Here is a 25,919-nt window from a genome sequence, read left to right as displayed (position 1 = left end):
AGGGATGATAATGACACTGATTCCATTTCATGAAAGAGGAGACACACCATTTCAACAATTACTAGGATATAATGAGTTAATTCTAAAATACTGGAATAATCTTGGTGATGAGCTGGAAAAAGATGGACAACTATCAGCGAAGCTAAAAGAAGAAGTTCGACGTACACTTGCACAAAAAAATGGCTGCCTTTATTGCAAAGCAAAAGGAAAACCAAATCCGATTGATTACGATGAAAAAACGGCAATATGTACCGGGTTTGCTGAAGCCTTTCTCATAAGCAAAGGACAAACTTCTCCAAATGTAACAGAAGTTTTAAAAGAGTATTTAACAGATGCAGAAATAAGTGAGCTGATTGCTTTTATTTGTTTCACAACAGCATCACAATATTTTGGTGCATTAATGCAATTAGCAGAGAAACAAAATACGTAGAGCGACCTTTTGAGGATACTTCTAGAATCTTTAGCCATGATTTATAAGCTACACCAATTCCTGAGTCTCGCCCTGCTTGAATCCACTTCTCAATTTTTGAATTTCTTTTTCTTTTAGACACAAAAAACACCCCTTTAGATAATCATATCCAAAGGGGTAAAGCTTCGTAACTTTTTTACAAACGTCGCGACTTTATTTTAAACTCACACTTTTTATAAAACTCCCTAAAATTCTTACTCCACCGTCACACTCTTTGCAAGATTTCTTGGCTTATCAACATCACAACCGCGATGTAGGGCAGCGTAATAAGAAATTAATTGTAACGGAACGACTGCAACTAATGCTGAAAGCTGTTCATGAACGCTTGGAAGGACGAAACGGTCGTCTTCTTCTTCAAGGCCTTTCATGGAGATGATGCATGGGTTTGCTCCGCGTGCTACAACTTCTTTTACATTACCGCGAATGCTTAGGTTTACATGCTCTTGAGTAGCTAATGCAATGATCGGTGTACCATCTTCGATTAAGGCGATTGTACCGTGCTTAAGCTCTCCGCCTGCAAAGCCTTCTGCTTGAATGTATGAGATTTCTTTTAGTTTTAATGCACCTTCAAGGCCAACATAGTAGTCGACAGAACGGCCAATAAAGAAGGCGTTGCGTGTTGTTGATAAATATTCGCGTGCGATTGCTTCCATTTCTTCTTTTTGATCACAAAGAACTTCCATCGCGTTTGCAATAATACCAAGCTCTTTTGTTAAATCAAATTCTAAAGAATATCCTTTTGCATTTGCTGCAACAGCGGCAAGAATAGATAGTACCGCTAATTGTGCTGTATATGCTTTTGTAGAAGCAACTGCAATTTCAGGACCAGCGTGTAATAACAGAGTATAATCTGCTTCACGAGATAATGTTGATCCTGGAACATTTGTGATTGTTAATGCTTTATGTCCAAGCTCTTTAATTTGAACAAGAACGGCACGGCTATCTGCTGTTTCACCACTTTGTGAAATAAAGATAAATAATGGGTTAGCCGAAAGCAATGGCATATTGTATGAGAATTCACTTGCGATGTGAACTTCAACAGGCGTTTTCGCCCACTTTTCAATAAATTGCTTGCCGATTAATCCAGCATGATAGCTTGTTCCTGCAGCAATGATGTAAATACGATCTGCAGCATTCACAGCATTAACAATATCCTTGTCGATTGTTAAGCTGCCATCTTCATTGCGGTATTTTTCGATAATTCTTCTTGTTACTAAAGGCTGTTCATCAATTTCTTTTAACATGTAGTGAGGATATGTGCCCTTTTCAATATCGCTAGCATCAAGCTCAGCTTTATAAGGTGCACGTTCAATCACGTTTCCTTGTAAGTCTTGAATCGTTACAGATTCACGTTCAACAAGAACCATTTCTTTATCCATAATCTCTACGTACTGATCAGTAACCTGCAGCATTGCCATTGCATCTGATGCAACAACGTTAAAGCTGCCATCACCTAATCCAACTAGAAGCGGGCTTTTGTTTTTTGCAACATAAATTAAATTTGGATTTTGCTCATCTAATAATGCGATTGCATATGAACCTTTTAAGATTGATAACGTTTGACGGAACGCTTGTTCAACCTCTAATCCTTCTGCTACAAATTTTTCGATTACTTGAACGATTACTTCTGTATCTGTATCACTTTTTAATTGAACATCTTGTAAATATTCACGTTTTAAAATTGCATAGTTTTCGATAACGCCATTATGCACAAGTGTAAATCTGCTTGTTGTGCTTTGATGTGGATGTGCATTCACACGGCTTGGTACACCATGTGTTGCCCATCTTGTATGACCAATCCCTGTTGATGCTTGTACCTTTTCATCAACACTTTCACGCAGCTCGGCAATACGGCCTTTTTCTTTAAAGATATGCACACCATCTTCGTTCATGGCTGCAATACCAGCAGAGTCATATCCACGGTATTCTAGTTTTTCTAATCCCTTTAATAAAATTTCCTTTGCATCTTGCTGTCCAATATAACCTACGATTCCGCACATATTATTTGTTTCCTCCCATAGTGTGTAACCAGGGACAGGAAGCCGTTTTTTCGGAGACATTCACTGTCCCCTCACACATGTTTTATATATTTTTGGAAGGCTACGTTTTTCCCTTTGTACAAAAAGTTGCCTCTTTGTTTTAAAGAAAAACTTTCGGCTGTAACCTAAAACAACCGGGAGGCATCCGCCGAATTTTCGATAACCTCCATCCTCGTCAACTAAGCTCTTTTCGTCCAGCTTAGTTCAGGCGCTTTAAAAAATAAATAATTCTCTTTAATGCTCCTTTCTATCAAAATAAAAATACAAAACCAATCATACAACACATGAAAAAAACCGTCAATCAAAAACTTGTTGCAACCTAACCATTCTGCATCAAATGGTATAAATTATACTATGTATGAAAATGCCTTCATGTTATTAAAAAAGGCAGGTTTCCCTGCCTCTGTTTTGTCATATTACTCCATACCCATTTCTTGTTTTACAACCTCTACAATCCGCTCAACATATTCACGGCATAGCTCTTCTGTCGGTGCTTCAGCCATTACACGGACTAAAGGTTCTGTACCTGATGGTCGAACAAGGATGCGGCCATTTCCATTCATTTCTGACTCCACTGCAGAAATAACTTCTTTTACTTTTTCATTTTCTGTTACATGATGTTTATCTGTTACTTTTACATTGATTAGCAATTGAGGATACTTTGTCATTTCACTCGCAAGCTCTGAAAGCTTCTTGCCTGTTAGCTTCATGATGTTGACTATTTGCAAGCCTGTAAGCAATCCGTCACCAGTTGTATTGTAATCAAGGAAAATAATATGTCCTGATTGCTCTCCACCAAGGTTATAGTCATTTTTCTTCATTTCCTCTACAACATAGCGGTCACCAACAGCAGTTGGGATACTGTTAATTTCATGCTCCTCAAGCCCTTTGTAAAAGCCGAGGTTACTCATAACGGTAGAAACAACTGTATTTTTCTTAAGTCTTCCTTCACTTTTAAGGAATTTAGCACAAATATACATAATTTGATCACCATCAACGATGTCCCCATTTTCATCAACAGCAATCAAACGATCACCATCACCATCAAATGCAAGGCCGATATCCGCATTTTTCTCCTTAACAAAAGCTGCTAATGCTTCTGGATGTGTCGAACCTACACCGTCATTGATATTTAATCCATTTGGAGAGGTACCCATCGTTGAAACGTCTGCATCCAAGTCAGCGAACAGATGTGTAGCAAGTGACGACGTTGCCCCATGTGCACAATCCAATGCAACATGAATTCCCGTAAAGTCTTCATCAACTGTTTGTTTCAGGAATTGAAGGTATTTTTGTCCACCTTCGAAATAATCATTAACTTGTCCTAGGTGTTGTCCTACTGGTCTTGGCAGTGTATCAACCTCTTGGTCCATTAAGTTTTCAATTTCATACTCCTGCTCATCTGATAGCTTAAATCCATCTGGGCCAAAATACTTAATGCCATTATCTTGAACAGGATTATGTGAAGCAGAAATCATGACTCCTGCTTGAGCTCCCAGTGCCTTTGTTAAATAAGCGACACCTGGAGTTGAGATTACTCCTAAGCGCATAACTTCAGCACCAATTGATAGGAGACCTGCTACAAGAGCACCTTCCAGCATATGACCTGAAATACGAGTGTCACGACCAATTAATACTTTTGGTCTTTCTGTATCCTTTGTTAAAACATACCCGCCGCATCTCCCGATTTTAAAGGCCAGCTCAGGTGTTAATTCACTATTTGCTACTCCTCGTACTCCGTCTGTACCAAAATACTTTCCCATTGGTTTCGCTCCTTTATTTATTCCGCCTTAAGAGGCTGAAGAAATTTTCACTTTTACTTTTGCTTGTTCTAATGACCATGTTATATTTTGTGGGCCATTCACCTCAACAGGTACTTCATGTTCACCTTCACTTAGATCTGAAAGGTTTATATATAATTCTATATCAGAAGAATTAACGTCTTTAATCACATCCGGTGCTCCGAATATCTTAACATCAAGTGTTCCTGACTCTGGATCAACCATCTCAACGTCCATGCCTTCAGATAAACCAACTGCTTTCACTGATTGATTTTCAAAGGTTTTTTCCTCTTGCTCAGCGACGTCTATATTGATTTTGATTTTTTCAGGATTTACTTTATTAATCCCTTCTGGTATTGGAATAGGTACTTCTAAAACAGTATCCTTTTTAATTTTGCTAAGATCGACTGTAACCCCATCTATGAATTCCAGTTCCTCTAATACATCATTAGGGCCAAAAACGGTAACTTCCTTAGGTTCCGGTTCGATGCTTGAAATACTTAAGCCTTTTTCAAGCTCACCTTCCCTGACAATTTTAAATGGCAATACTTTACTTGGGCTTTTAATAGGAACTGTTACATCAACAACGGTCGGTTCTACTTCTACAGGTATGACATTTCCATCACTGTCATAGATCGTAATTCGTGATTCCTCATTAACGGTTTCTTCTGCATCTTCTAAGTTTACGACTGCTTTTACACTTGAAATTTGCTCAATGACTTCTTTTGATGCTGTCACCCGAACGCTGTTTGGATTGACAATTGGCTGGTCGGGTGTATAGCCTTCTTCAAGCTTATCTTCATTCAAAAAATCGACTTCTACTTGAAAATCCTTCGTCACCTTCTCTTCAATTGATACATCAATAACAGAAGGGTCAATTTTTGCCTCCAGGTCCTCAGAAAGATTTTTTATGCCTAGCTTCACTTTATGAGTTCCAATTGATAACTTCGATAAGTCTGCATATACTTCAAAATCCCTAAGCTTACTCGCCTTCGTTAAGGTGCCTGTTGCTCCTTCTAAATTCACTTCAACTGATTCAGGAACACCTGTAACAACAAGGTTTTCTTGATCAAAATATGTTGTAACAGGGACATCTGTGACAGTCGTCTTGTCTGCATCAGGCGAAAAGGACAAAGGAGATGATGAATTATTATTAACTGTATTGCCTGATTCAATATTGACTGAAGCATATAACATTAAGGCCATGAATAAAGCAATAACCCTCATTACCCAATGGTTATTCATTAGCTTATCCATTATTTTTTCCCCTCCATTGCCAGCGGTTTGAGGAAGCAGGTTTTGATGCAACCATTAACTCTTTTTGAAGAATCTCTCTTAGTTCATCTTGAGTCAAGTTTCGATAAAGCTCACTATTTCGTGCTACAGAGACACTTCCAGTCTCTTCAGACACGATAATGGTTAAACTGTCTGTAACCTCACTTATCCCTAATGCTGCCCTATGCCGCGTCCCGAGCTCCTTAGAAATAAACGGGCTTTCTGAGAGAGGCAGATAGCAAGCGGCTGCAGCAATTTGATTCTTTTGGATAATAACCGCTCCATCATGAAGCGGTGTATTCGGGATAAAGATATTGATTAATAATTCAGAAGAAATCATCGAATTTAAGGCTATTCCCGTTTCTATGTAATCACTCATGCCTGTTTCTTTTTCTATGGACATTAACGCACCAATGCGACGCTTTGCCATATAGTCTGTTGCCTTTACAATTGCCTCAACGGTTATTTCAGGATCGTCCTCTCCAGGCAGACTGCCTCTAGAAAATAAACGTCCTCTTCCTAGCTGTTCTAAGGCTCTGCGCAGCTCTGGCTGGAAAATGATAATAATGGCTAAAAACCCCCATGTTAAGGCTTGGTCCATTAACCACTGCAAGGTGTTTAAACCTAGATATTGGCTTAACATGCGGACTACAATTATCACTGTAATTCCTTTTAATAGCTGTACTGCCTTTGTTCCCCTTATGACCATAATCAATTTATAGATAACATACCAAACAAGGAGAATATCAACAGCTATGCCGAGGTAATGCAATATTGGTATATCCTCATATCCCATTCACTCGTCCTCCATGTATTTCACTCTTTTATAGGTAAAATCTCGTTTATTTAATTTTTATCATCAGCGAAGTTTTTCCCCTTACTAAACTAAACTGAAATAAAGGATTCTAATAACGATAGTATTATATCATTTCTTGAATAGAAATGTAAAAAGGCCACCATAATGATGACCTTATGTTTAATCAAAAACACTGACAACATCCTGAGAGAGGTTTTTTATATGGTACCATAACCACTCAAACATCTGATCCACTTCCTCTATCTCGCCGGTCACTTGGCCTGCAGATGCGAGGTATTTCTCTCCATTAATGACAGTGACATTTCCTTCAATTGTACCCTCAATCACTAATGTTCCGTTTTTAACAGTGACATCTCCTTTTATAACTTCTCCCTTCGGTACAGTGACCTTACTGTTCTCTACAACTAAGTCTGAGTGCTTTGAGACACTAAATTGCTGATCTTCATTCCATGCAGAAAATAAACTTCCTGCCATAAGAAGAACAAATAAAGATGCCGCTGCTAATAGTGGGTGACCCTTCATCCAACGATTCCAAGAAACAGTTCGCTTTTCTTTTGGAAGTCTATTCATAACGGCTTGTGTGAAATCTTTAGGAGCTTCAATATGGGATGTACTTTGGACTAGTGCGATAGCTTTTTCTAGTTCATGAAAATGTTGAAAGCACTCCTTGCATGTATGAAGATGGTCTTTCACCTGTTTTTCTTCATCACTTGTTAGTTCATGATCCAAATATTTATGCAAAAGCTGCACAATTTCAGAAGAACAGCTCATATTTCTCACCTCATTATAAATGCCTTAATTGCTTTCGGAGGGCTTCTCTCCCCCTGTGAATCCTGGTTTTAACAGTACCTATCGGAATATCAAGGATTTCACTTATTTCTATTAATGATAGCTCATCTATATACTTTAAGACAATAACCGTTCGATATTTATCGGGCAGCTTTAAAATTTCAGCTTGAATTGTCTGCTGAAGCTCCATGGTTTCCAGCTCTTCCTCAGGCAAAGCTGCCTCTGCAGCAATTTGAGAATACATGGTTAATCCATCTGTTCCCGAAACCTCTGCATCAAGGTAATAATCCGGCTTCTTTTTCCGTATACGGTCAATCGAAAGATTCGTTGCGATTCGATATAACCATGTTGAAAACTTTTTATTCATATCATACGTATGGATATTAACATACGCCCGTATGAAGGCTTCCTGTGCGATATCTTCTGCTTCATGTGCGTTTCCCAGCATACGATAACATAATTGATAGATCTTATCCTTATACAAATCCACGATTTCAGCAAATGCATTTTGATCGCCCTTTTTAACCTGTTTTATCCGCTTCTTTACTATTGTTTCCATTTTCACATACCTCCGCACTCTGCGGGTCTCTTTATATACGTATTAGCATTTCATAAGGTTTCATTTATTGCACATAAAAATATTTTAACAAATTTTGGAGATGAGTAGGGAATTTTTATTAATTTGTTTTTAAATAGAAAATGAAAAGAAAGATTTATCTTCATATTAGTCAAAAAGTAACAAACGAAAGGGCTAATTTTAAGTGAATTGTACTAAAAATAAAGAAAATAAAAAAAAACCATAAACAATCGTCCATGGTTGTGTCATTTTATTGATATATTGTATTGGTGGAGCCTAGCGGGATCGAACCGCTGACCTCCTGCGTGCAAAGCAGGCGCTCTCCCAGCTGAGCTAAGGCCCCAATTATAAAAATCTATGGAGCGGAAGACGGGATTCGAACCCGCGACCCCCACCTTGGCAAGGTGGTGTTCTACCACTGAACTACTTCCGCAAATGATGAGCCATGAAGGACTCGAACCTTCGACCCTCTGATTAAAAGTCAGATGCTCTACCAACTGAGCTAATGGCTCTAATGGCTGGGCTAGCTGGATTCGAACCAACGCATGACGGAGTCAAAGTCCGTTGCCTTACCGCTTGGCTATAGCCCAATAGAAATTTACTTGTTAGTTCATTAGATACTTTATTATTAACATTATTTAGTGAAATATTCACACTAAACTCTCTAAACAAAATCAAAGATAAACAAATGATGAAATGGAGTTCCATTTTCCCTTCGTTTATCTGCATTTTATATGTAAATGGTGGAGGGGGGCAGATTCGAACTGCCGAACCCTAAGGAGCGGATTTACAGTCCGCCGCGTTTAGCCACTTCGCTACCCCTCCATATTTATAAAACAGTGCCGGCGAGAGGACTTGAACCCCCAACCTACTGATTACAAGTCAGTTGCTCTACCAATTGAGCTACACCGGCGTAATGGTGGAGGATGACGGGATCGAACCGCCGACCCCCTGCTTGTAAGGCAGGTGCTCTCCCAGCTGAGCTAATCCTCCAAGATTATGTATAAAAATAAATGGTGACCCGTACGGGATTCGAACCCGTGTTACCGCCGTGAAAGGGCGGTGTCTTAACCGCTTGACCAACGGGCCATTAAGGCATTTTTCTTTTTTGAATATTAAGCTTCCAACCGGGCTCGAACCGGTGACCTCTTCCTTACCATGGAAGTGCTCTACCAACTGAGCTATGGAAGCATTGGCTCCGCAGGCAGGATTCGAACCTGCGACCGATCGGTTAACAGCCGATAGCTCTACCACTGAGCTACTGCGGATTAACAACAAGCCTGGCAACGTCCTACTCTCACAGGGGGAGTCCCCCAACTACCATCGGCGCTGAAGAGCTTAACTTCCGTGTTCGGCATGGGAACGGGTGTGACCTCTTCGCTATCGCCACCAGACAAATGGTTTACGGCTTCCGATGAACTTCACATTTCTGCGTCATCTCAATCGTCAACATCCTCACGTACGGCTGTACGCTCCGGTGTCTCCTCAATCGATTCCTTGAACTGTTTGTTCCTCGAAACCCTCTAACTTTGTATAAAGTTATTAGGAATACTATATTCCTTCAAAACTAGATAACGATGTATAATTCAATTCACTTTGTTTAACGCATTAAATAGGTTAAGTCCTCGATCGATTAGTATCAGTCAGCTCCACACGTCACCGCGCTTCCACCTCTGACCTATCAACCTGATCATCTTTCAGGGATCTTACGTTACAAAGTAACAGGGAAATCTCATCTTGAGGGGGGCTTCATGCTTAGATGCTTTCAGCACTTATCCCTTCCGCACATAGCTACCCAGCTATGCCTTTGGCAAGACAACTGGTACACCAGCGGTGCGTCCATCCCGGTCCTCTCGTACTAAGGACAGCTCCTCTCAAATTTCCTGCGCCCACGACGGATAGGGACCGAACTGTCTCACGACGTTCTGAACCCAGCTCGCGTACCGCTTTAATGGGCGAACAGCCCAACCCTTGGGACCGACTACAGCCCCAGGATGCGATGAGCCGACATCGAGGTGCCAAACCTCCCCGTCGATGTGGACTCTTGGGGGAGATAAGCCTGTTATCCCCGGGGTAGCTTTTATCCGTTGAGCGATGGCCCTTCCATGCGGAACCACCGGATCACTAAGCCCGACTTTCGTCCCTGCTCGACTTGTAGGTCTCGCAGTCAAGCTCCCTTGTGCCTTTACACTCTGCGAATGATTTCCAACCATTCTGAGGGAACCTTTGGGCGCCTCCGTTACATTTTAGGAGGCGACCGCCCCAGTCAAACTGCCCACCTGACACTGTCTCCCGGCCCGATAAGGGCCGCGGGTTAGAATTTCAATACAGCCAGGGTAGTATCCCACCGACGCCTCCACCGAAGCTGGCGCTCCGGCTTCTCAGGCTCCTACCTATCCTGTACAAGCTGTACCAAAATTCAATATCAGGCTACAGTAAAGCTCCACGGGGTCTTTCCGTCCTGTCGCGGGTAACCTGCATCTTCACAGGTACTATAATTTCACCGAGTCTCTCGTTGAGACAGTGCCCAGATCGTTACGCCTTTCGTGCGGGTCGGAACTTACCCGACAAGGAATTTCGCTACCTTAGGACCGTTATAGTTACGGCCGCCGTTTACTGGGGCTTCAGTTCAAAGCTTCGCTTGCGCTAACCTCTCCCCTTAACCTTCCAGCACCGGGCAGGCGTCAGCCCCTATACTTCGCCTTGCGGCTTCGCAGAGACCTGTGTTTTTGCTAAACAGTCGCCTGGGCCTATTCACTGCGGCTTTTCCGGGCTATTCACCCTAAAAAGCACCCCTTCTCCCGAAGTTACGGGGTCATTTTGCCGAGTTCCTTAACGAGAGTTCTCTCGCTCACCTTAGGATTCTCTCCTCGCCTACCTGTGTCGGTTTGCGGTACGGGCACCTCACACCTCGCTAGAGGCTTTTCTTGGCAGTGTGGAATCAGGAACTTCGGTACTATAGTTCCCTCGCCATCACAGCTCAGCTTATGTGACAACGGGATTTGCCTCGTTGTCAGCCTAACTGCTTGGACGCGCTAATCCAACAGCGCGCTTACCCTATCCTTCTGCGTCCCCCCATTGCTCAAACGGTGAGGAGGTGGTACAGGAATTTCAACCTGTTGGCCATCGCCTACGCCTTTCGGCCTCGGCTTAGGTCCCGACTAACCCTGAGCGGACGAGCCTTCCTCAGGAAACCTTAGGCATTCGGTGGAGGGGATTCTCACCCCTCTTTCGCTACTCATACCGGCATTCTCACTTCTAAGCGCTCCACTAGTCCTTACGGTCTAGCTTCACAGCCCTTAGAACGCTCTCCTACCACTGTTCTAAAAGAACAGTCCACAGCTTCGGTGATACGTTTAGCCCCGGTACATTTTCGGCGCAGAGTCACTCGACCAGTGAGCTATTACGCACTCTTTAAATGGTGGCTGCTTCTAAGCCAACATCCTGGTTGTCTAAGCAACTCCACATCCTTTTCCACTTAACGTATACTTTGGGACCTTAGCTGGTGGTCTGGGCTGTTTCCCTCTTGACTACGGATCTTATCACTCGCAGTCTGACTCCTGAACATAAGTCTTTGGCATTCGGAGTTTGACTGAATTCGGTAACCCGATGGGGGCCCCTAGTCCAATCAGTGCTCTACCTCCAAGACTCTTAATTCAAGGCTAGCCCTAAAGCTATTTCGGAGAGAACCAGCTATCTCCAAGTTCGATTGGAATTTCTCCGCTACCCACACCTCATCCCCGCACTTTTCAACGTGCGTGGGTTCGGGCCTCCATTCAGTGTTACCTGAACTTCACCCTGGACATGGGTAGATCACCTGGTTTCGGGTCTACGACCACGTACTCATTCGCCCTATTTAAGACTCGCTTTCGCTGCGGCTCCGTCTCTTCAACTTAACCTTGCACGGGATCGTAACTCGCCGGTTCATTCTACAAAAGGCACGCCATTACCCATTAACGGGCTTTGACTACTTGTAGGCACACGGTTTCAGGATCTCTTTCACTCCCCTTCCGGGGTGCTTTTCACCTTTCCCTCACGGTACTGGTTCACTATCGGTCACTAGGGAGTATTTAGCCTTGGGAGATGGTCCTCCCTGCTTCCGACGGGATTTCACGTGTCCCGCCGTACTCAGGATCCACTCTGGAGGGAACGAAGTTTCAACTACAGGGTTGTTACCTTCTATGACGGGCCTTTCCAGACCGCTTCATTTACCCCGTTCCTTTGTAACTCCTAATAGAGTGTCCTACAACCCCAAGAGGCAAGCCTCTTGGTTTGGGCTTCTTCCGTTTCGCTCGCCGCTACTCAGGAAATCGCGTTTGCTTTCTCTTCCTCCGGGTACTTAGATGTTTCAGTTCCCCGGGTCTGCCTTCATTACCCTATGGATTCAGGTAAAGATACTGTTCCATTACGAACAGTGGGTTTCCCCATTCGGAAATCTCCGGATCAAAGCTTACTTACAGCTCCCCGAAGCATATCGGTGTTAGTACCGTCCTTCATCGGCTCCTAGTGCCAAGGCATCCACCGTGCGCCCTTAACAACTTAACCTTTGACATCGAAGATGTCATTTACTAATTATTAAGAGAATCACTAAAAATAAGCGTTTAAACTCAGTGAATTACTTGAATTGTTATCGTTATCTAGTTTTCAAGGAACATAAAGCACAGGATGCACAAATGCTATAAGCATTTAAACTCCTATGTCTTTTTCTTACATATAATGAAAGATCGTAAATGATCTCTCAAAACTAAACAAAAACCAAGCGAGCCTCATTTTCCTTAGAAAGGAGGTGATCCAGCCGCACCTTCCGATACGGCTACCTTGTTACGACTTCACCCCAATCATCTGTCCCACCTTAGGCGGCTGGCTCCTTGCGGTTACCCCACCGACTTCGGGTGTTACAAACTCTCGTGGTGTGACGGGCGGTGTGTACAAGGCCCGGGAACGTATTCACCGCGGCATGCTGATCCGCGATTACTAGCGATTCCGGCTTCATGCAGGCGAGTTGCAGCCTGCAATCCGAACTGAGAATGGTTTTATGGGATTGGCTTGACCTCGCGGTCTTGCAGCCCTTTGTACCATCCATTGTAGCACGTGTGTAGCCCAGGTCATAAGGGGCATGATGATTTGACGTCATCCCCACCTTCCTCCGGTTTGTCACCGGCAGTCACCTTAGAGTGCCCAACTGAATGCTGGCAACTAAGATCAAGGGTTGCGCTCGTTGCGGGACTTAACCCAACATCTCACGACACGAGCTGACGACAACCATGCACCACCTGTCACTTCGTCCCCCGAAGGGGAACCTTCTATCTCTAGAAGTAGCGAAGGATGTCAAGACCTGGTAAGGTTCTTCGCGTTGCTTCGAATTAAACCACATGCTCCACCGCTTGTGCGGGCCCCCGTCAATTCCTTTGAGTTTCAGTCTTGCGACCGTACTCCCCAGGCGGAGTGCTTAATGCGTTTGCTGCAGCACTAAAGGGCGGAAACCCTCTAACACTTAGCACTCATCGTTTACGGCGTGGACTACCAGGGTATCTAATCCTGTTCGCTCCCCACGCTTTCGCGCCTCAGCGTCAGTTACAGACCAGAGAGTCGCCTTCGCCACTGGTGTTCCTCCACATCTCTACGCATTTCACCGCTACACGTGGAATTCCACTCTCCTCTTCTGCACTCAAGTTCCCCAGTTTCCAATGACCCTCCACGGTTGAGCCGTGGGCTTTCACATCAGACTTAAGAAACCGCCTGCGCGCGCTTTACGCCCAATAATTCCGGACAACGCTTGCCACCTACGTATTACCGCGGCTGCTGGCACGTAGTTAGCCGTGGCTTTCTGGTTAGGTACCGTCAAGGTACCGCCCTATTTGAACGGTACTTGTTCTTCCCTAACAACAGAGCTTTACGACCCGAAGGCCTTCTTCGCTCACGCGGCGTTGCTCCGTCAGACTTTCGTCCATTGCGGAAGATTCCCTACTGCTGCCTCCCGTAGGAGTCTGGGCCGTGTCTCAGTCCCAGTGTGGCCGATCACCCTCTCAGGTCGGCTACGCATCGTTGCCTTGGTGAGCCGTTACCTCACCAACTAGCTAATGCGCCGCGGGTCCATCTGTAAGTGGTAGCAAAAGCCACCTTTCAATTTCGAACCATGCGGTTCGAAATGTTATCCGGTATTAGCTCCGGTTTCCCGGAGTTATCCCAATCTTACAGGCAGGTTACCCACGTGTTACTCACCCGTCCGCCGCTAATCATTGGGAGCAAGCTCCCTCAGATTCGCTCGACTTGCATGTATTAGGCACGCCGCCAGCGTTCGTCCTGAGCCAGGATCAAACTCTCCAATAAAGAGTTGATATAGCTCATAATAAATGTACTATTTTAGTACGTTGTTTGTTAATCGAAATTAACGTTGGCACGCTTGGTTTTGTTTAGTTTTCAAAGATCATTATCATGTCGTTTCGTCTAGAAGCGACTTTCTTAATATACCATTTAACAACTCGATCGTCAACATCTTTTTTATAATATTTTTTCATTGTTGTTAATAATGGGATCGCTCGTAAGCGACGAAAATTAATATAACATGTAAATTTAATATGGTCAATAATAAATCTCAATTTTATTAATCAATTTGAAATCTTATTAAGTAATCTTAACAAAAGTTCGTTTCTTTCCTTTAATGCCCTTATCTTTATCTCGCTCGCTTCATCTTTACCCAATAACTCTTTTACAACATTGATTTCATTTATAAGAAGATCCTCTAGTTGCATCCTTTCTTTATCATTAAATAAATAATACAGCATTTCCTTCCTCCAAAAGTATTTGTTTTTCATTATTTCTAATTTCCTTCATTTCTAATCATTTTCATCTGGGACTAAGCATAAACTTGTCTCAAGAGTAAGTAGGACGAGGAGGACCATTATGAATCAATTTCATATCATTCATATGAAAAAAATTAAACAACTAGCTTTGATTATTATGGCAGCTTTCTTTACAGCAGGGATTTTATATGTAGAAAATATATTGAATTTCCCTGTTTTCTCCACTTCAGATGGACCGAAAGCTATTTACCGGGGAGAAACGAAAAATAACGAAATTGCTTTAACCTTTGATATTAGCTGGGGAGATGTAAAAGCAGAACCAATTCTTGATACGTTAAAGAAGCATAATATTAATAATGCCACCTTTTTCCTCTCTGCTTCCTGGGCTGAGAGACACCCAGATATTGTAAAACGAATTGTTGAAGACGGACATCAAATTGGCAGCATGGGGTATAATTATGAAAATTATCGGGATCTTGAGCCAAATGAAGTAAGAAAAGATCTATCACTGGCACAGGAAGTTTTCACAGAACTAGGTGTCAAGAATGTTACGTTACTTAGACCGCCAAGCGGAGGCTTTAATAAGGAAGTACTATCAATCGCACAAAAACACGGTTATACCGTAGTTCATTATAGTATAGATTCTGATGACTGGACAAATCCTGGAGTAGATGAAATCGTTAAAAATACGACATCTTCTATAAAAGGTGGAGACATTGTTCTCTTACACGCCTCTGACTCGGCAAAACAAACAAATAAAGCTTTGCCTGTCATAATAGGAGCGATTAAAGAAAAGGGACTAAAAAATGTTTCTGTTGGAGAGCTTATTGCCAATGCCGAGACGAAATCAAAAGAAATTAAATAAAACTGTAAAAAGAGCTAGCACATCCTAGCTCTTTTTCTTTTGGATAAATTTAGGAAGCACCAATAATTGATATGCATTACAGACCTGTAATGGGATCAGCATAAGTAATAGCCAATCCTTTTCATTTACTCTCAATGCCGGAAACCATTCAATTGTTGTAACTACGACCATAAAGAACAGCGCAGGGATAAACGCCTCTTTATTCGTATTTGATTTTTTGATAAAAGCGACAATAATGGCAACAATAAAAATATAAACGGCCATTAACAAATATGGGAATATTGTTTCATTTTCCTCTGCAAATAGCTGAAAACGGAAATAAACTAAATCAAATAGAACAAATGCGATTAATACAATCTGCGCTAAGTTCCACATAGACACCGAGCGGAAAATCCCTAATCCAAACCTATGTACTGTTAAATAGGCGAAAAAGCCCATCTGACTAATGACACTGAAGATTAGCCCAACTCCAAAAAGCCAAAATAAGATTGAAATGATCTCTTTAAAATCAAACCGAAGAAACAGTTCATTATATTCTGACCACTTTAACGCAAATCCAATAATACTTGTAGCGATTCCGCCAACAAGTAAAGTACTTAGAAACAAACGAACCCAATTTCGACTATTCACTCCACTATCCTCCATCATGTTACTCCTATTGATTTTACCAATCCTTTATTAAAATTGCCACATGATAAGCATTTTCCTCGTATAAATTCTCCTTTCTAAATCAAAATATAAATAGTAAGTTGAGAAAAGAAAGGAGCTTGGATTAACATGAAGAGATACTCGCTCCTCATGATTATAGCAATGTTGATTTTTACCGTCATATCCGGATGTGCTCCAAGGGAAGAATCCGTCGGACAGGTAGATTACGAAGAAACAAAGAAAATGGTTGTAGATATATTAAAAACAGATGATGGAAAAAAAGCCCTTCAAGAGGTTATGAAGGATGAGGAAATGAAACAAGTCCTCATAATGGATCAAAAGGTTGTTACCGACACAATTGAAAAAACCTTAACATCTGATAAAGGGGCAGAATTTTGGAAGAAGGTCTTTGAGGATCCTAAGTTTGTTGAAACATTTGCAAAAAGCTTGCAGGAAGAGCATGAAAAAGTGATTAAAGGGTTAATGACTGACCCTGAGTATCAAAAGCTTCTTATCGATGTTTTCCAGGATCCTGAATTGGAAAAAAGCGTACTAACTACTCTTAAAGGCCAAGAATTCAGAAAGCATCTTCAGGATGTCATTATGGAAACCTTGAATAGTCCTTTATATAAAGTAAAAATTCAAGAAACTTTATTAAAGGCGGCCGAAGAAGCTGGAGCAGGACAGCAAAGCGGAGGCGGACAAGAAGATCAAGCCAACCAAAGTGAAGAAAATGCAGGTGGCGGAGGACAGGAAGGCGGAAGCTAAAAAAGATTATCTCACAAAAGGGTCTGACCCCTCCAAATATTGGAGGGGTCCTTTGTTTTTTATGCTTTTACTGGTATGATTTCTGTTATTTGTTCAGCAATCGATTGATAAATTTGTCCTGTCGGATGGGCCTCTCCATACACGGATGGAGCAAAATCCTCATCATTCCAATCAGGCTGTTGCAAAGGAATCTTCCCAATCAGCGGTACTCTAAGCTCCTCTGCCAGCTTTTCCCCACCGCCGCGGCCAAACACATATTCTTTTTCTCCTGTTTTGGCACTTTCAAAATAAGCCATATTTTCGATGACTCCGACAATTTCATGGTCGGTTTGAAGAGCCATTGCCCCGGCTCTTGCTGCAACAAACGCCGCCGTTGGATGCGGAGTTGAGACAATAATTTCTTTACAAGACGGGAGCATGGAATGTACATCTAATGCTACATCACCTGTGCCTGGAGGTAAATCTAATAATAAATAGTCGAGCTCTCCCCATTCCACTTCATTGAAAAAGTTAGTAAGCATCTTTCCTAACATAGGGCCTCTCCAGATAACCGGTGCATTATCTTCCACAAAAAAGCCCATAGAAATGACCTTTACGCCGAATCGTTCAACAGGGATTATTTTTTCGCCCCGCACAACTGGTCTTTTCGTAATTCCCATCATATCAGGAACACTGAACCCATAAATATCAGCATCAATTAACCCCACCTTTTTCCCTAAACGGGCGAGGGCAACAGCTAAGTTGACGGAGACCGTTGATTTCCCAACTCCTCCCTTTCCACTTGCAATTGCTAAAAAAACGGTTTTCCTTCCAGGTGTCAATAAGGAATCAGATTGAGCGGAAGACTGATCATAAAAAGCAGCGATTGTTTCTTGTGGAAGCTCATGGAAACGAAGCCCTACAGATTCTGCCCCTGCTTCCTTTACTTTTGCAACGATTTGCTGTTGTAATTGCAGCTGTTCTGCCGTATTTGTTTTTGAAATTCCTACTTTTACGCTAACATGAGATTTTTCTTGTTTTATTGTGATTTCTTCTATTGCATTAAGCTCTTCTAACGATCTATGTAAAAAAGGATCTTGTAGTTGTCCGATTATTTTTCGTAGTTCTTCTTCATGCAGCATGTTTACCACCCTTTTTGATTTCGTTTACATTAGTATAACATACTTACCAAGAAGGGAAGATTGATAAGCACTGAATTGTTTATTCAGGCGGGTTTTTTTCATTTGAGAAATATCTTAATATACCAGTGTATATCGATGCTGCAATTTTTTCTTGATACTTATCTGAAGCAAGCATTCTTTCCTCCTGGGGGTTTGATAAAAATCCTACTTCAACGAGAGCTCCTGGTTTTTCCACATTTTTAAGCAAATAGATCCCGTCAATAGGCTTTGCTACACGTTCTGTATTTTCAAGATTTCTTCGAAGCTCATCTTGGATAAATTTTGCCACATGTTCATTTTCGATAAATTTCCCATGATAAAAGGTTTGTGCACCGCTCCATCTTGATGAGGGAATGGCATTTAAATGGATACTTAAAAATAAATCGGCATCAGACTCATTGATGAGTTTTACCCGCTTCTTTAAATCCTCCGCTTTTCTTCTGCTGTACCCTTTTGTGTCTTTATCTGCAAGGTCGACATCCTTTTCTCGTGTTAATAAAACGAGCGCACCTTGTTCTTGCAAATATTCTCTAAGCTTTAGAGAAATACTTAAGGAAATGTCCTTCTCTAAAGATGAACTGCCAACAGCTCCTCCATCCGGTCCTCCATGTCCTGGATCAAGGTATATAATCTTTCCAGTTAAGGGTAAATTCCATGATTCCCAAGAATTATTATTGTTAAATTGCCATTGAAATAAAATTAGCAACAAGACAAACCCTGCTATAAAGCCAAATAACTTTATTTTTTTATTCATATTATTCCCTCCTGCTCGTCCTCTTTTCAATATATGGGACAATTAGGAGGAATATGATAAGGAAGTACAAGACAGTATCTGTTAATGAAGCCTTAATTTATAACGCTTTTCACCTTTAATAAAGCCTTGTTTCCACCATGACTGGATAAAATATTCACAAGCAAAGTAAATTTCATCAAAGGAAATGTCCTTTTCATTCATTTTTCCCCAGTTTGTTAAGTAATCAAACAAATCATCGATTAACCGTTTTTCCTCTGATTGGCATCTGCGATTTGCCGATTGCATGGATTCCCCATAATAACCAAATCGGCTATATTTTGCTCCAAGTAAAAATGCTTCTATCGCAAAATCAATACAGCCGTCCTCAATGACCGTCTTTTTAACTTTTTCAGCAAAGCTTCCAAAGCAACCTTCAATACCACTCTTTATTTCTGATAAAGAAAGCTCTCTTAGCATTTTCTTCTCATATTTTAACTCTTTTTGGTGTCTTTTCTGCTTTAAAGAGATAATATCATTCATCTTAGAAGCCTCCCTTTATATGTATTGTTTAACCCGACTTCTTTATCATTCGTGTGATCTCTTGCCAATTTACCTTTCTTGGTAATAACTTATATCTCCATGAAAACAGGAATATAAATAAATAAAGCGGATTTCGAGGAGGGATAGAATGCTCATTCATGTGATCCAATTTGGGGAAACACTGCGGGCGATCGCCAGGAGGTATGGTGTTACCATTCAGCAAATAGCTGCTGCAAATCAATTGGAGAATCCGAATCAACTAGTTGCTGGATTAGCGCTTGTTATACCAACCCCTTATCAAACCCATACTGTCCGGTATGGAGAAACATTGTGGATGATCGCCAGACGTTATGGAATAACTGTTCAAGAAATCGTTCAGGCAAATCAACTAAATGACCCTTCACTCATTTATCCAGGAACCATTTTAAGAATTCCGGCAAAAAGCCATACGGTCCGAACTGGGGAATCTTTATGGCAAATTGCTCAAAATTACGGTACTTCCGTTCAGGAGATACTTAGAATCAACCAAATCGAACAACCGAATCTGATTTATCCAGGGACGGTTTTAACCATTCCTGTTACTAAGCCTGTTATTGATGTGAATGCCTATACAATAAACACAGGAGAGACTGGGGCAAGTGAAGTTCGGGAAGCAGGAGAATTCTTAACCTATTCGTCTCCCTTCGCCTATATCATGAGAGAAGACGGAGGATTAACGTCCATTAACGATGATGCCATTATCCAAGCTTCCTTTGATGAGAGAGTAGTCCCTATGATGTGCATAACAAACTTTACCTATCGGGATCCCGGTTCCAGGCTTGCACGAACAATCCTTTCCAGTACACAAATCCAGGACAGATTGCTAACAAATATTCTAGCCACCATGAGAGAGAAAGGTTATCTCGGATTAAATGTTGATTTTGAAAATGTTTATATAGAGGATCGTACATTATACAATCAATTTTTACAGCGTACGGTTGACCGTCTTCACCCTGCAGGATTTTTTGTGTCAACAGCCCTTGCGCCAAAAACGAGCGCTGAGCAAAAAGGATTATTATATGAAGCACATGATTATCCTGCACATGGCAGAATTGTCGACTTTGTCATTTTAATGACCTATGAATGGGGATACAGATTAGGTCCTCCCCAGGCGATTTCGCCACTTAACCAAATTAGGCGGGTATTAGACTATGCCGTTTCCGTTATTCCACGGAGCAAGATCTTCATGGGCTTTCAGATCTATGCCCGTGACTGGCTGCTTCCCCATGTACAAGGACAGGAGGCAGAAACATTTAGTGAACAGGAAGCGGTACGCAGAGCACTTCAATATGGGGCTGTCATTCAATATGATGCTGTTTCACAAACGCCATTTTTCCGTTATATTGACGAACAGGGACGCAGCCACGAAGTTTGGTTTGAAGATGCCCGCAGCGCCCAGGCAAAATTTGATACAGTAAAGGAATACGGACTTCGCGGTATCAGTTATTGGGTACTTGGTTATCCATACCCACAAAACTGGCAGCTGCTTAAAGACAATTTTTCCATTCGAAAAATACTTTAGTTGTTTTTTGAGTGCATTTTACTATCCAGACCTACCCCTGCATATATTTTTTAAAGGAAAAAAGTGACAGGTGGGATGAATGAAAATGAATACTTATGACGTCAGAAACGCGATTCATTATTTTCACACGAAAATTCATGAAACGAACCACCCTTATTATTGGTACTATTTAGCTGATACACAAGCAAGAGCCGGATTGACAAACGATGCTTTGCAAACGATTGATCAAGCCTTGGCATTCCCAACTCCTTACGAACAGCATCTCAAAGAAATGAGGGCAAGCCTTAAACGCTTCGTAAATCCTAATAAACCTTCTGTTGTAGCTGCAAAACGAGGAGATATTGATGGTGACAGGATGAAAGACCTTGTCATGCTTAGCGCTAATAAAACCCCTGATAGTCCATTTTGGAAAAATATTACGTTGGTCGTCCAAAACGGAAGAACTCAGCAATATGAACAAATCTCCTTGAAAAATAACAGCGGGTACAATCCTACCCTTTTTCTAGGGGATGTTACAGGGGACAAAGCAGATGATATTTTAGTGGTTATTGATACTGGAGGAAGCGGAGGTATGATTTATGCCTATGTATTTTCCTCTCTCAATGGAAAGATTACGGAAATTTTCAATTCTGATGCTTTTAATGAAACATATAAGTACGATGTGAAGTATGAAAATCAATATAAAGCAGCAGTGACAAGCTATCATCTTCAGGAAAGGTATATTCTTGACCTTACTTATAAGGGAAAGGAATATTTATCTGAGATTTATACGAAAAATGGCTTATTAAAGGCACCGATCGAAGGATGGGTAAATCCGTTATCCGGTTTATATCCTATTGATTTTAACAGGGACGGTACATACGAACTTGTAGCATATCAGAGAATTGCCGGTAGATACAATGCTGATTCACTCGGGTTTGTACAGACTGTTTTAAAATGGACCGGCCGTACTTTTGTTCCCGACCGGCAAAGCGTGTCTATTTTTGGCGGACAGATATAGATGAAAAGGGCTGACTCTTGTTGAGAAAGCCCTTTTCATCATTATATAATGTTTTTACTTTGCTAAATTTGCCACTTCTCCAGGAGATAATGCACCTTCATAAATTCGTACTTCATCCATTAACCCCTTAAATGGTGTATCCCACCAGTTAACACCTAAGCTAAAGTTTGCGTCAGTTGTTGTAAAGATATTCGGGAAGTTCGTTCCTGTAAAACTTTGTTCCCCATTAACATAAACCGTGATTGTACCGTTGTCTACTGTGAATGCCAAATGTGACCATTCCCCTTGCTTGATTGTCATGCCTGCTGCAGCATCATACCATCTAGCACTACCAGACCAAACCATTGTATTTCCGTTTGTTGGTCCATTTGGTACAAGGCTTACCCAGTTATTACTGTCTCGCGCCCCAAAGAAGGTTGTCGTAAAGGTCGTTAATTGTTCAGGCTTTAACCAAAGCGAGACGGAATATGTGTTACTGGAAATTAACCCATTCGGCAAGCGAATACCTGATTCTTTGTTAAACACCGCAGCCTGACCGTTTTTTCCTTCAGCATATGTTATCGTACCGCCGGTATTATCGATTCGATTACCCGTAATCATACCTTCTCCAAATGTTTTAGTACTATCAATAATGTTATTTTCAAATGCATAATGTGCCGTTAATCCAGCCTCTTGATATGGCAGTACTGTAATTGTAAAGGTTTTTGTTTTTGTTACTTCACCTTTTGTGATGGTTGCAGTCAGTTCAGCCGTTAATGGACTTTCTCCAGCCTCTGGTCGAGTAATTTCTCCTGTCTCTGTGATAACGTTAGGATCAGAAGTTTTCCATGAAATAGTTGTATGACGAGTACCTTCTGTTGGAAGTGTTAAATTGGCGATAACCTTATCAGTATCACCGAGATCTAAATCTTCATAAACAGCCGCTGCAATCTCTTGATCTGTTTGATCTTGAAGCTTGCTTCCCCATACAGAAACACCTTCTTTTGATATCGCTGTAAATGTCATCACTTGACGCTCAGATGTCGGATCCCATTGACGTACGAATACTCCGTTATACGTCATTCCGTCAATTGTAAGCTCCGCTTGGTTGTGGCTTGTTTTTTTCCAAGTACCTTGAAGATCACCAGAAACTGTATTGTCTTTATTCAAACGGATTAAAACGGATTTATGGATTGTTGATGATGTATCCTTTTCGTGGTTAATAAATTTATATTCACCAATGGCATCCTGTCTGTTCACTTTATCAATGGTTTCACCTGTATAGCGGTATGGTGCGGCAACCGGCCAGCCATCTTCGTTCATAAACAATTGATGGATACGAAGCTCATGCATCTCCCCTGTTTCTGGGAAACGTGTATGGAAAACTAAAAACTTCTGACCTGTTTCCTGGTCGTAAAAAACGGAATTATGTCCTGGCGCAAGATAACCGTATCCTATTCCAGTACCTGGGTCTCCTACTTTTCTTTCAAACAGGAAATTCCCCATAAGCTTTAATCCATATGGTGAATGATCAACATTCCCTGGTAACACTGCATTTTGTCCTTTTGGATCTAAGTACGGACCATCCGGGTTTTTTGATCTGAATACCCTTATATTATAGCCACCGTCTGCACCGAGCCAGCCGTAAGATACATAAAGATAATAATAGTCAGTATTCTTGTCATAAATGACATAAGGCCCTTCTCCAGATTTTGTATATCCCCCTGAAATTTTCGTTCCAAAATAGCGGTCGATGAGTCTGCCATCCTTAGTCTCTCCATCCTTACCTGGATGGATAACTTGTCCAGTCGCTTTATCTACTTCAAGCGCAAATATCCCGCCAGACCACGAGCCATATGTCATCCACAGCTTCCCGTTCTCATCGTAAAACAAGTTAGCATCAATGGCATTTGGGTAGGTAGCATTTTCATAAGAACCATCACTGTTAAACCATGCTTCATTCGAGCCGGCTAATGTCCCGTTATCAATCAGTTTTTTAATATTTGTATTTGTCCATTTCTTATTTACTTTACTATTGTTATCATATGCCTCTTCTTCCGTAAATCCTGAATAGATAATGGTATCAACATACTTATACGGTCCCTCGATATCCTTTGCAACGGCATAACCAATAGCAGAACGGATATAAGTAGAGGAAGCACTATAATAAATCATGTAAGCACCCTTCGTGCCATCTTCATTCACATAGTCTTTGTTCCAAAACACATCAGGAGCCCAAACAGCAAAGCCGCCTTTACTATCAGAATCATTTTCACCCGCCCAAGCAAAGGAGCCCGCTAGATTTTTTGATAAGTCTCCATAAAGTGCATTTCCAGGCGTTGTATAGCCATTAGTAAATCTTGACCAGCTAATTAAATCCTTTGACTTTGCTGCCTCAATATGAGATCCAAACACATAATAAGTATCTCCATCTTTTACAATAGATGGGTCATGTACAGACACATTTTGAAAGTTCGGTGCTTCGCCTTGAGGATCAAGGTTTGGTTTATTACTATTATCGCTTGGCTTACTAGCAGCCTTGTCCGCCCCTATCCCTATAACAGCACTTGGTATGATTAACACAAGCATTAACAAGCCAAATGCCAATCTCCGTTTCCAGCTCTTTAGCATATAAAAATTCCCCTCTCGTATAAACAAAATGTAAACGCATCCAATTTAAGATGATAGAAATTGCAATATTATCACATCTCAAGCCAAGGTATGGAGTGATCTACTCTTTACTAGAAAGAGTTTGGTGAAAGGATGATGGAGTAATAATATGAAGCATTTATTGTGTATTCTAAGTTGACGAGCTTTGAAGATAGTAGTTGTAAGCAGTTTAAATTAATGACGTAATTCCCCTCCTTCTGAAAATGTCTCTTCTGGTATTGGTTAACGCTTACAAAAACCACTAGTTAATATATTTATTAATAACTTAATAATAATATGAAATATAACATTCATCAAGCGTGACCTTTTTACTATTTTATTTATTTCGTTCACCTTTTTGTTACCCTGTTAAAATTCCCACTGTAATATAGCTTAATAAAAATGCGCAAGGCGACAAGCATAAGGCGAACAGGAATAGAGGGTGTATTTACCTTCAATTCCTGTTTGACTAGATGGCGCCTGGAGCTAGACACAAAAAATAAGTTATACTTTCCTAACGATAAAAAACCCCCAACCACATCGGGTTGAGAGTCTTTGTTTACTTATTCAAAATAAGATAGAAGTCCTTAAGTTCATTCTATTGCATTAAGGCACAATCACATCAGTTTCAATCAAGCGCGGATGGATCTTTTTCGCTTTCGCATAGGTTTCATCTGTGTTTACTTTATATACATGCAGTTTTAACCCGGCATTTTTGATTTTTTTGGCCGTTTCTTCATTGATATTATGAATGGATGTTGTATAAATAGCGTTATTGTATTTCTTTAACTCTTGAATATCGGCCTCTACATTCGTCAATGCATTTCCCAGGAATGTCACGGTTGCTTCTGGGTACCATTTATTAAATTGATCTCGGATACTTTGATTACTTAGGACAAAGAATGAATGATTTAATACATTAGCATTTTTAGCTTCTTTCATGATGCCATCTACAAATGCCTTGTCCTCCCATTTTCCTTTTGAACCGTCAAAATTGATACCTAGACCGTATTTATATGCTTCTTCTAACACTTCATTAAGTGTTGGAACCTTATGATCTGTCACATTGCCATCTTTATCTTCAATCGAAAAGCTTTGAATTTCCTCTAATGTTAACTCTTCAACCATTCCAGAGCCGGTTGTTGTACGGTCGACCGTTTGGTCATGCATTAACACATATTGACCGTCTTTCGTCTTTTGAACATCGATTTCAACAAAACCATATCCTAATAAACCGGCTTGAGTAATGGACTCCAATGTATTTTCTGGAGCTGCCACCTGTGCTCCGCGATGGGCACTTAACTCCATTTTATTACTTTGCAGCCAGTTATTATTCGGCTCTGCACTTACAGCATGCCCGAAAAGTCCAGATGTGACAAACATACACAATGTAGCAAGCAACATGAATCGCCTCTTTTTCACTTTTTCTCCACTCCTATTGTATGATTATGTACACCTTTACATTA

18 protein-coding genes, 10 tRNA genes and 3 rRNA genes are annotated in these 25,919 nt (G+C 41.2%); 5 read left to right on the top strand and 26 right to left on the bottom strand.

The window, feature by feature from the left end; genetic code table 11:
• Nucleotides 1–10 precede the first annotated feature (10 nt).
• The gene (locus tag ACSVDH_RS01075) at nucleotides 11–430 is read left to right on the top strand and encodes a carboxymuconolactone decarboxylase family protein (protein WP_299095553.1); all 420 of its coding nucleotides are present in this window, start codon (nucleotides 11–13) and stop codon (nucleotides 428–430) included.
• Nucleotides 431–663: 233 nt separating this feature from the next.
• Here the strand turns inward: ACSVDH_RS01075 and glmS are convergent, their stop codons facing one another.
• From glmS to ACSVDH_RS00975, 20 genes are all read right to left on the bottom strand, one after another.
• On the bottom strand, nucleotides 664–2,469 hold the full coding sequence (gene glmS / locus ACSVDH_RS01070) for a glutamine--fructose-6-phosphate transaminase (isomerizing) (protein ID WP_439253780.1): 1,806 nt from the start codon (nucleotides 2,467–2,469) through the stop codon (nucleotides 664–666).
• 455 nt (nucleotides 2,470–2,924) lie between these two features.
• Nucleotides 2,925–4,271, bottom strand: a complete 1,347-nt coding sequence (glmM, locus tag ACSVDH_RS01065; protein ID WP_439253762.1) for a phosphoglucosamine mutase — start codon at nucleotides 4,269–4,271, stop codon at nucleotides 2,925–2,927.
• A gap of 27 nt (nucleotides 4,272–4,298) precedes the next feature.
• Nucleotides 4,299–5,546 (bottom strand): CdaR family protein, encoded by a 1,248-nt coding sequence (locus tag ACSVDH_RS01060; RefSeq protein WP_439253761.1) that lies wholly within the window; start codon nucleotides 5,544–5,546, stop codon nucleotides 4,299–4,301.
• Nucleotides 5,539–6,360, bottom strand: coding sequence for a diadenylate cyclase CdaA (gene cdaA, locus ACSVDH_RS01055; RefSeq protein ID WP_299095313.1), 822 nt, complete (start codon nucleotides 6,358–6,360; stop codon nucleotides 5,539–5,541). The genes ACSVDH_RS01060 and cdaA overlap by 8 nt, the downstream gene beginning before the upstream one ends.
• 180 nt (nucleotides 6,361–6,540) lie before the next feature.
• Entirely contained in the window at nucleotides 6,541–7,152 is a 612-nt protein-coding gene (locus ACSVDH_RS01050; protein WP_439253759.1) for a zf-HC2 domain-containing protein, read from the bottom strand.
• A 13-nt stretch (nucleotides 7,153–7,165) separates the two neighbouring features.
• Nucleotides 7,166–7,729 (bottom strand): RNA polymerase sigma factor SigW, encoded by a 564-nt coding sequence (sigW, locus tag ACSVDH_RS01045; RefSeq protein WP_299095305.1) that lies wholly within the window; start codon nucleotides 7,727–7,729, stop codon nucleotides 7,166–7,168.
• Between the two features lie 285 nt (nucleotides 7,730–8,014).
• Nucleotides 8,015–8,090 (bottom strand) — tRNA-Ala (locus ACSVDH_RS01040).
• A 15-nt stretch (nucleotides 8,091–8,105) separates the two neighbouring features.
• Nucleotides 8,106–8,180 (bottom strand) — tRNA-Gly (locus tag ACSVDH_RS01035).
• Between the two features lie 6 nt (nucleotides 8,181–8,186).
• A tRNA-Lys gene (locus ACSVDH_RS01030) sits at nucleotides 8,187–8,259 on the bottom strand.
• A gap of 3 nt (nucleotides 8,260–8,262) precedes the next feature.
• Nucleotides 8,263–8,337, bottom strand: a tRNA-Gln gene (locus ACSVDH_RS01025).
• Between the two features lie 151 nt (nucleotides 8,338–8,488).
• Nucleotides 8,489–8,572 (bottom strand) — tRNA-Tyr (locus ACSVDH_RS01020).
• 15 nt (nucleotides 8,573–8,587) lie between these two features.
• A tRNA-Thr gene (locus ACSVDH_RS01015) sits at nucleotides 8,588–8,660 on the bottom strand.
• Nucleotides 8,661–8,664: 4 nt separating this feature from the next.
• Nucleotides 8,665–8,740 (bottom strand) — tRNA-Val (locus ACSVDH_RS01010).
• Between the two features lie 21 nt (nucleotides 8,741–8,761).
• Nucleotides 8,762–8,836: transfer RNA gene (locus ACSVDH_RS01005), tRNA-Glu, on the bottom strand.
• A gap of 29 nt (nucleotides 8,837–8,865) precedes the next feature.
• Nucleotides 8,866–8,938 (bottom strand) — tRNA-Thr (locus ACSVDH_RS01000).
• Nucleotides 8,939–8,940: 2 nt separating this feature from the next.
• Nucleotides 8,941–9,015 (bottom strand) — tRNA-Asn (locus ACSVDH_RS00995).
• 10 nt (nucleotides 9,016–9,025) lie between these two features.
• A 5S ribosomal RNA gene (gene rrf / locus ACSVDH_RS00990) occupies nucleotides 9,026–9,141 on the bottom strand.
• Between the two features lie 219 nt (nucleotides 9,142–9,360).
• Nucleotides 9,361–12,292: ribosomal RNA gene (locus tag ACSVDH_RS00985) — 23S ribosomal RNA — on the bottom strand.
• A gap of 234 nt (nucleotides 12,293–12,526) precedes the next feature.
• Nucleotides 12,527–14,077, bottom strand: a 16S ribosomal RNA gene (locus ACSVDH_RS00980).
• The 16S, 23S and 5S rRNA genes sit together here with 10 tRNA genes alongside, the layout of an rRNA operon.
• Nucleotides 14,078–14,355: 278 nt before the next feature.
• Nucleotides 14,356–14,562 carry a hypothetical protein gene (locus ACSVDH_RS00975; protein WP_439253757.1) on the bottom strand — a complete coding sequence of 69 codons (207 nt, stop codon included), beginning with the start codon at nucleotides 14,560–14,562 and terminating at the stop codon, nucleotides 14,356–14,358.
• An 88-nt stretch (nucleotides 14,563–14,650) separates the two neighbouring features.
• On the opposite strand from ACSVDH_RS00975, the gene pdaB reads away from it, so the two are divergent.
• Nucleotides 14,651–15,415, top strand: coding sequence for a polysaccharide deacetylase family sporulation protein PdaB (pdaB, locus tag ACSVDH_RS00970; protein ID WP_439253755.1), 765 nt, complete (start codon nucleotides 14,651–14,653; stop codon nucleotides 15,413–15,415).
• 24 nt (nucleotides 15,416–15,439) lie between these two features.
• On the opposite strand, the gene ACSVDH_RS00965 is transcribed toward pdaB, so the two are convergent.
• Nucleotides 15,440–16,045: a KinB-signaling pathway activation protein gene (locus tag ACSVDH_RS00965; protein WP_439253754.1), complete on the bottom strand. Its 606-nt coding sequence runs from the start codon at nucleotides 16,043–16,045 to the stop codon at nucleotides 15,440–15,442.
• A gap of 147 nt (nucleotides 16,046–16,192) precedes the next feature.
• On the opposite strand from ACSVDH_RS00965, the gene gerD reads away from it, so the two are divergent.
• Nucleotides 16,193–16,831 carry a spore germination lipoprotein GerD gene (gerD, locus tag ACSVDH_RS00960; RefSeq protein WP_439253752.1) on the top strand — a complete coding sequence of 213 codons (639 nt, stop codon included), beginning with the start codon at nucleotides 16,193–16,195 and terminating at the stop codon, nucleotides 16,829–16,831.
• Nucleotides 16,832–16,890: 59 nt separating this feature from the next.
• Here gerD and salA read toward each other — a convergent pair whose 3' ends face one another.
• From salA to ACSVDH_RS00945, 3 genes are all read right to left on the bottom strand, one after another.
• On the bottom strand, nucleotides 16,891–17,952 hold the full coding sequence (salA, locus tag ACSVDH_RS00955; RefSeq protein WP_439253751.1) for an iron-sulfur carrier protein/transcriptional regulator SalA: 1,062 nt from the start codon (nucleotides 17,950–17,952) through the stop codon (nucleotides 16,891–16,893).
• A 79-nt stretch (nucleotides 17,953–18,031) separates the two neighbouring features.
• On the bottom strand, nucleotides 18,032–18,745 hold the full coding sequence (cwlD, locus tag ACSVDH_RS00950) for an N-acetylmuramoyl-L-alanine amidase CwlD (protein ID WP_439253750.1): 714 nt from the start codon (nucleotides 18,743–18,745) through the stop codon (nucleotides 18,032–18,034).
• An 81-nt stretch (nucleotides 18,746–18,826) separates the two neighbouring features.
• A complete protein-coding gene (locus ACSVDH_RS00945; protein ID WP_299094757.1) occupies nucleotides 18,827–19,264 on the bottom strand; it encodes a DUF2521 family protein in 438 nt (145 codons plus the stop codon).
• 148 nt (nucleotides 19,265–19,412) lie between these two features.
• Here ACSVDH_RS00945 and ACSVDH_RS00940 point away from each other — a divergent pair, with 148 nt between their 5' ends.
• Together ACSVDH_RS00940 and ACSVDH_RS00935 are read left to right on the top strand one after the other, a co-directional pair.
• Nucleotides 19,413–20,825 (top strand): glycoside hydrolase family 18 protein, encoded by a 1,413-nt coding sequence (locus ACSVDH_RS00940; protein ID WP_439253749.1) that lies wholly within the window; start codon nucleotides 19,413–19,415, stop codon nucleotides 20,823–20,825.
• A gap of 271 nt (nucleotides 20,826–21,096) precedes the next feature.
• Entirely contained in the window at nucleotides 21,097–21,825 is a 729-nt protein-coding gene (locus ACSVDH_RS00935; RefSeq protein WP_439253758.1) for a YybI family spore inner coat protein, read from the top strand.
• Nucleotides 21,826–21,879: 54 nt separating this feature from the next.
• Here ACSVDH_RS00935 and ACSVDH_RS00930 read toward each other — a convergent pair whose 3' ends face one another.
• Nucleotides 21,880–24,435, bottom strand: a complete 2,556-nt coding sequence (locus ACSVDH_RS00930) for a LamG-like jellyroll fold domain-containing protein (RefSeq protein WP_439253747.1) — start codon at nucleotides 24,433–24,435, stop codon at nucleotides 21,880–21,882.
• 624 nt (nucleotides 24,436–25,059) lie between these two features.
• Nucleotides 25,060–25,875, bottom strand: a complete 816-nt coding sequence (locus ACSVDH_RS00925; RefSeq protein WP_439253746.1) for a glycerophosphodiester phosphodiesterase — start codon at nucleotides 25,873–25,875, stop codon at nucleotides 25,060–25,062.
• Nucleotides 25,876–25,919: the final 44 nt, after the last annotated feature.

Origin of the sequence: Metabacillus sp. Hm71, assembly GCF_051842955.2 — a bacterium.
Lineage (GTDB): Bacteria > Bacillota > Bacilli > Bacillales > Bacillaceae > Metabacillus.
Note: the sequence above shows the minus strand (reverse complement) of the source record. Positions and strands in the feature narration are given on the sequence as shown.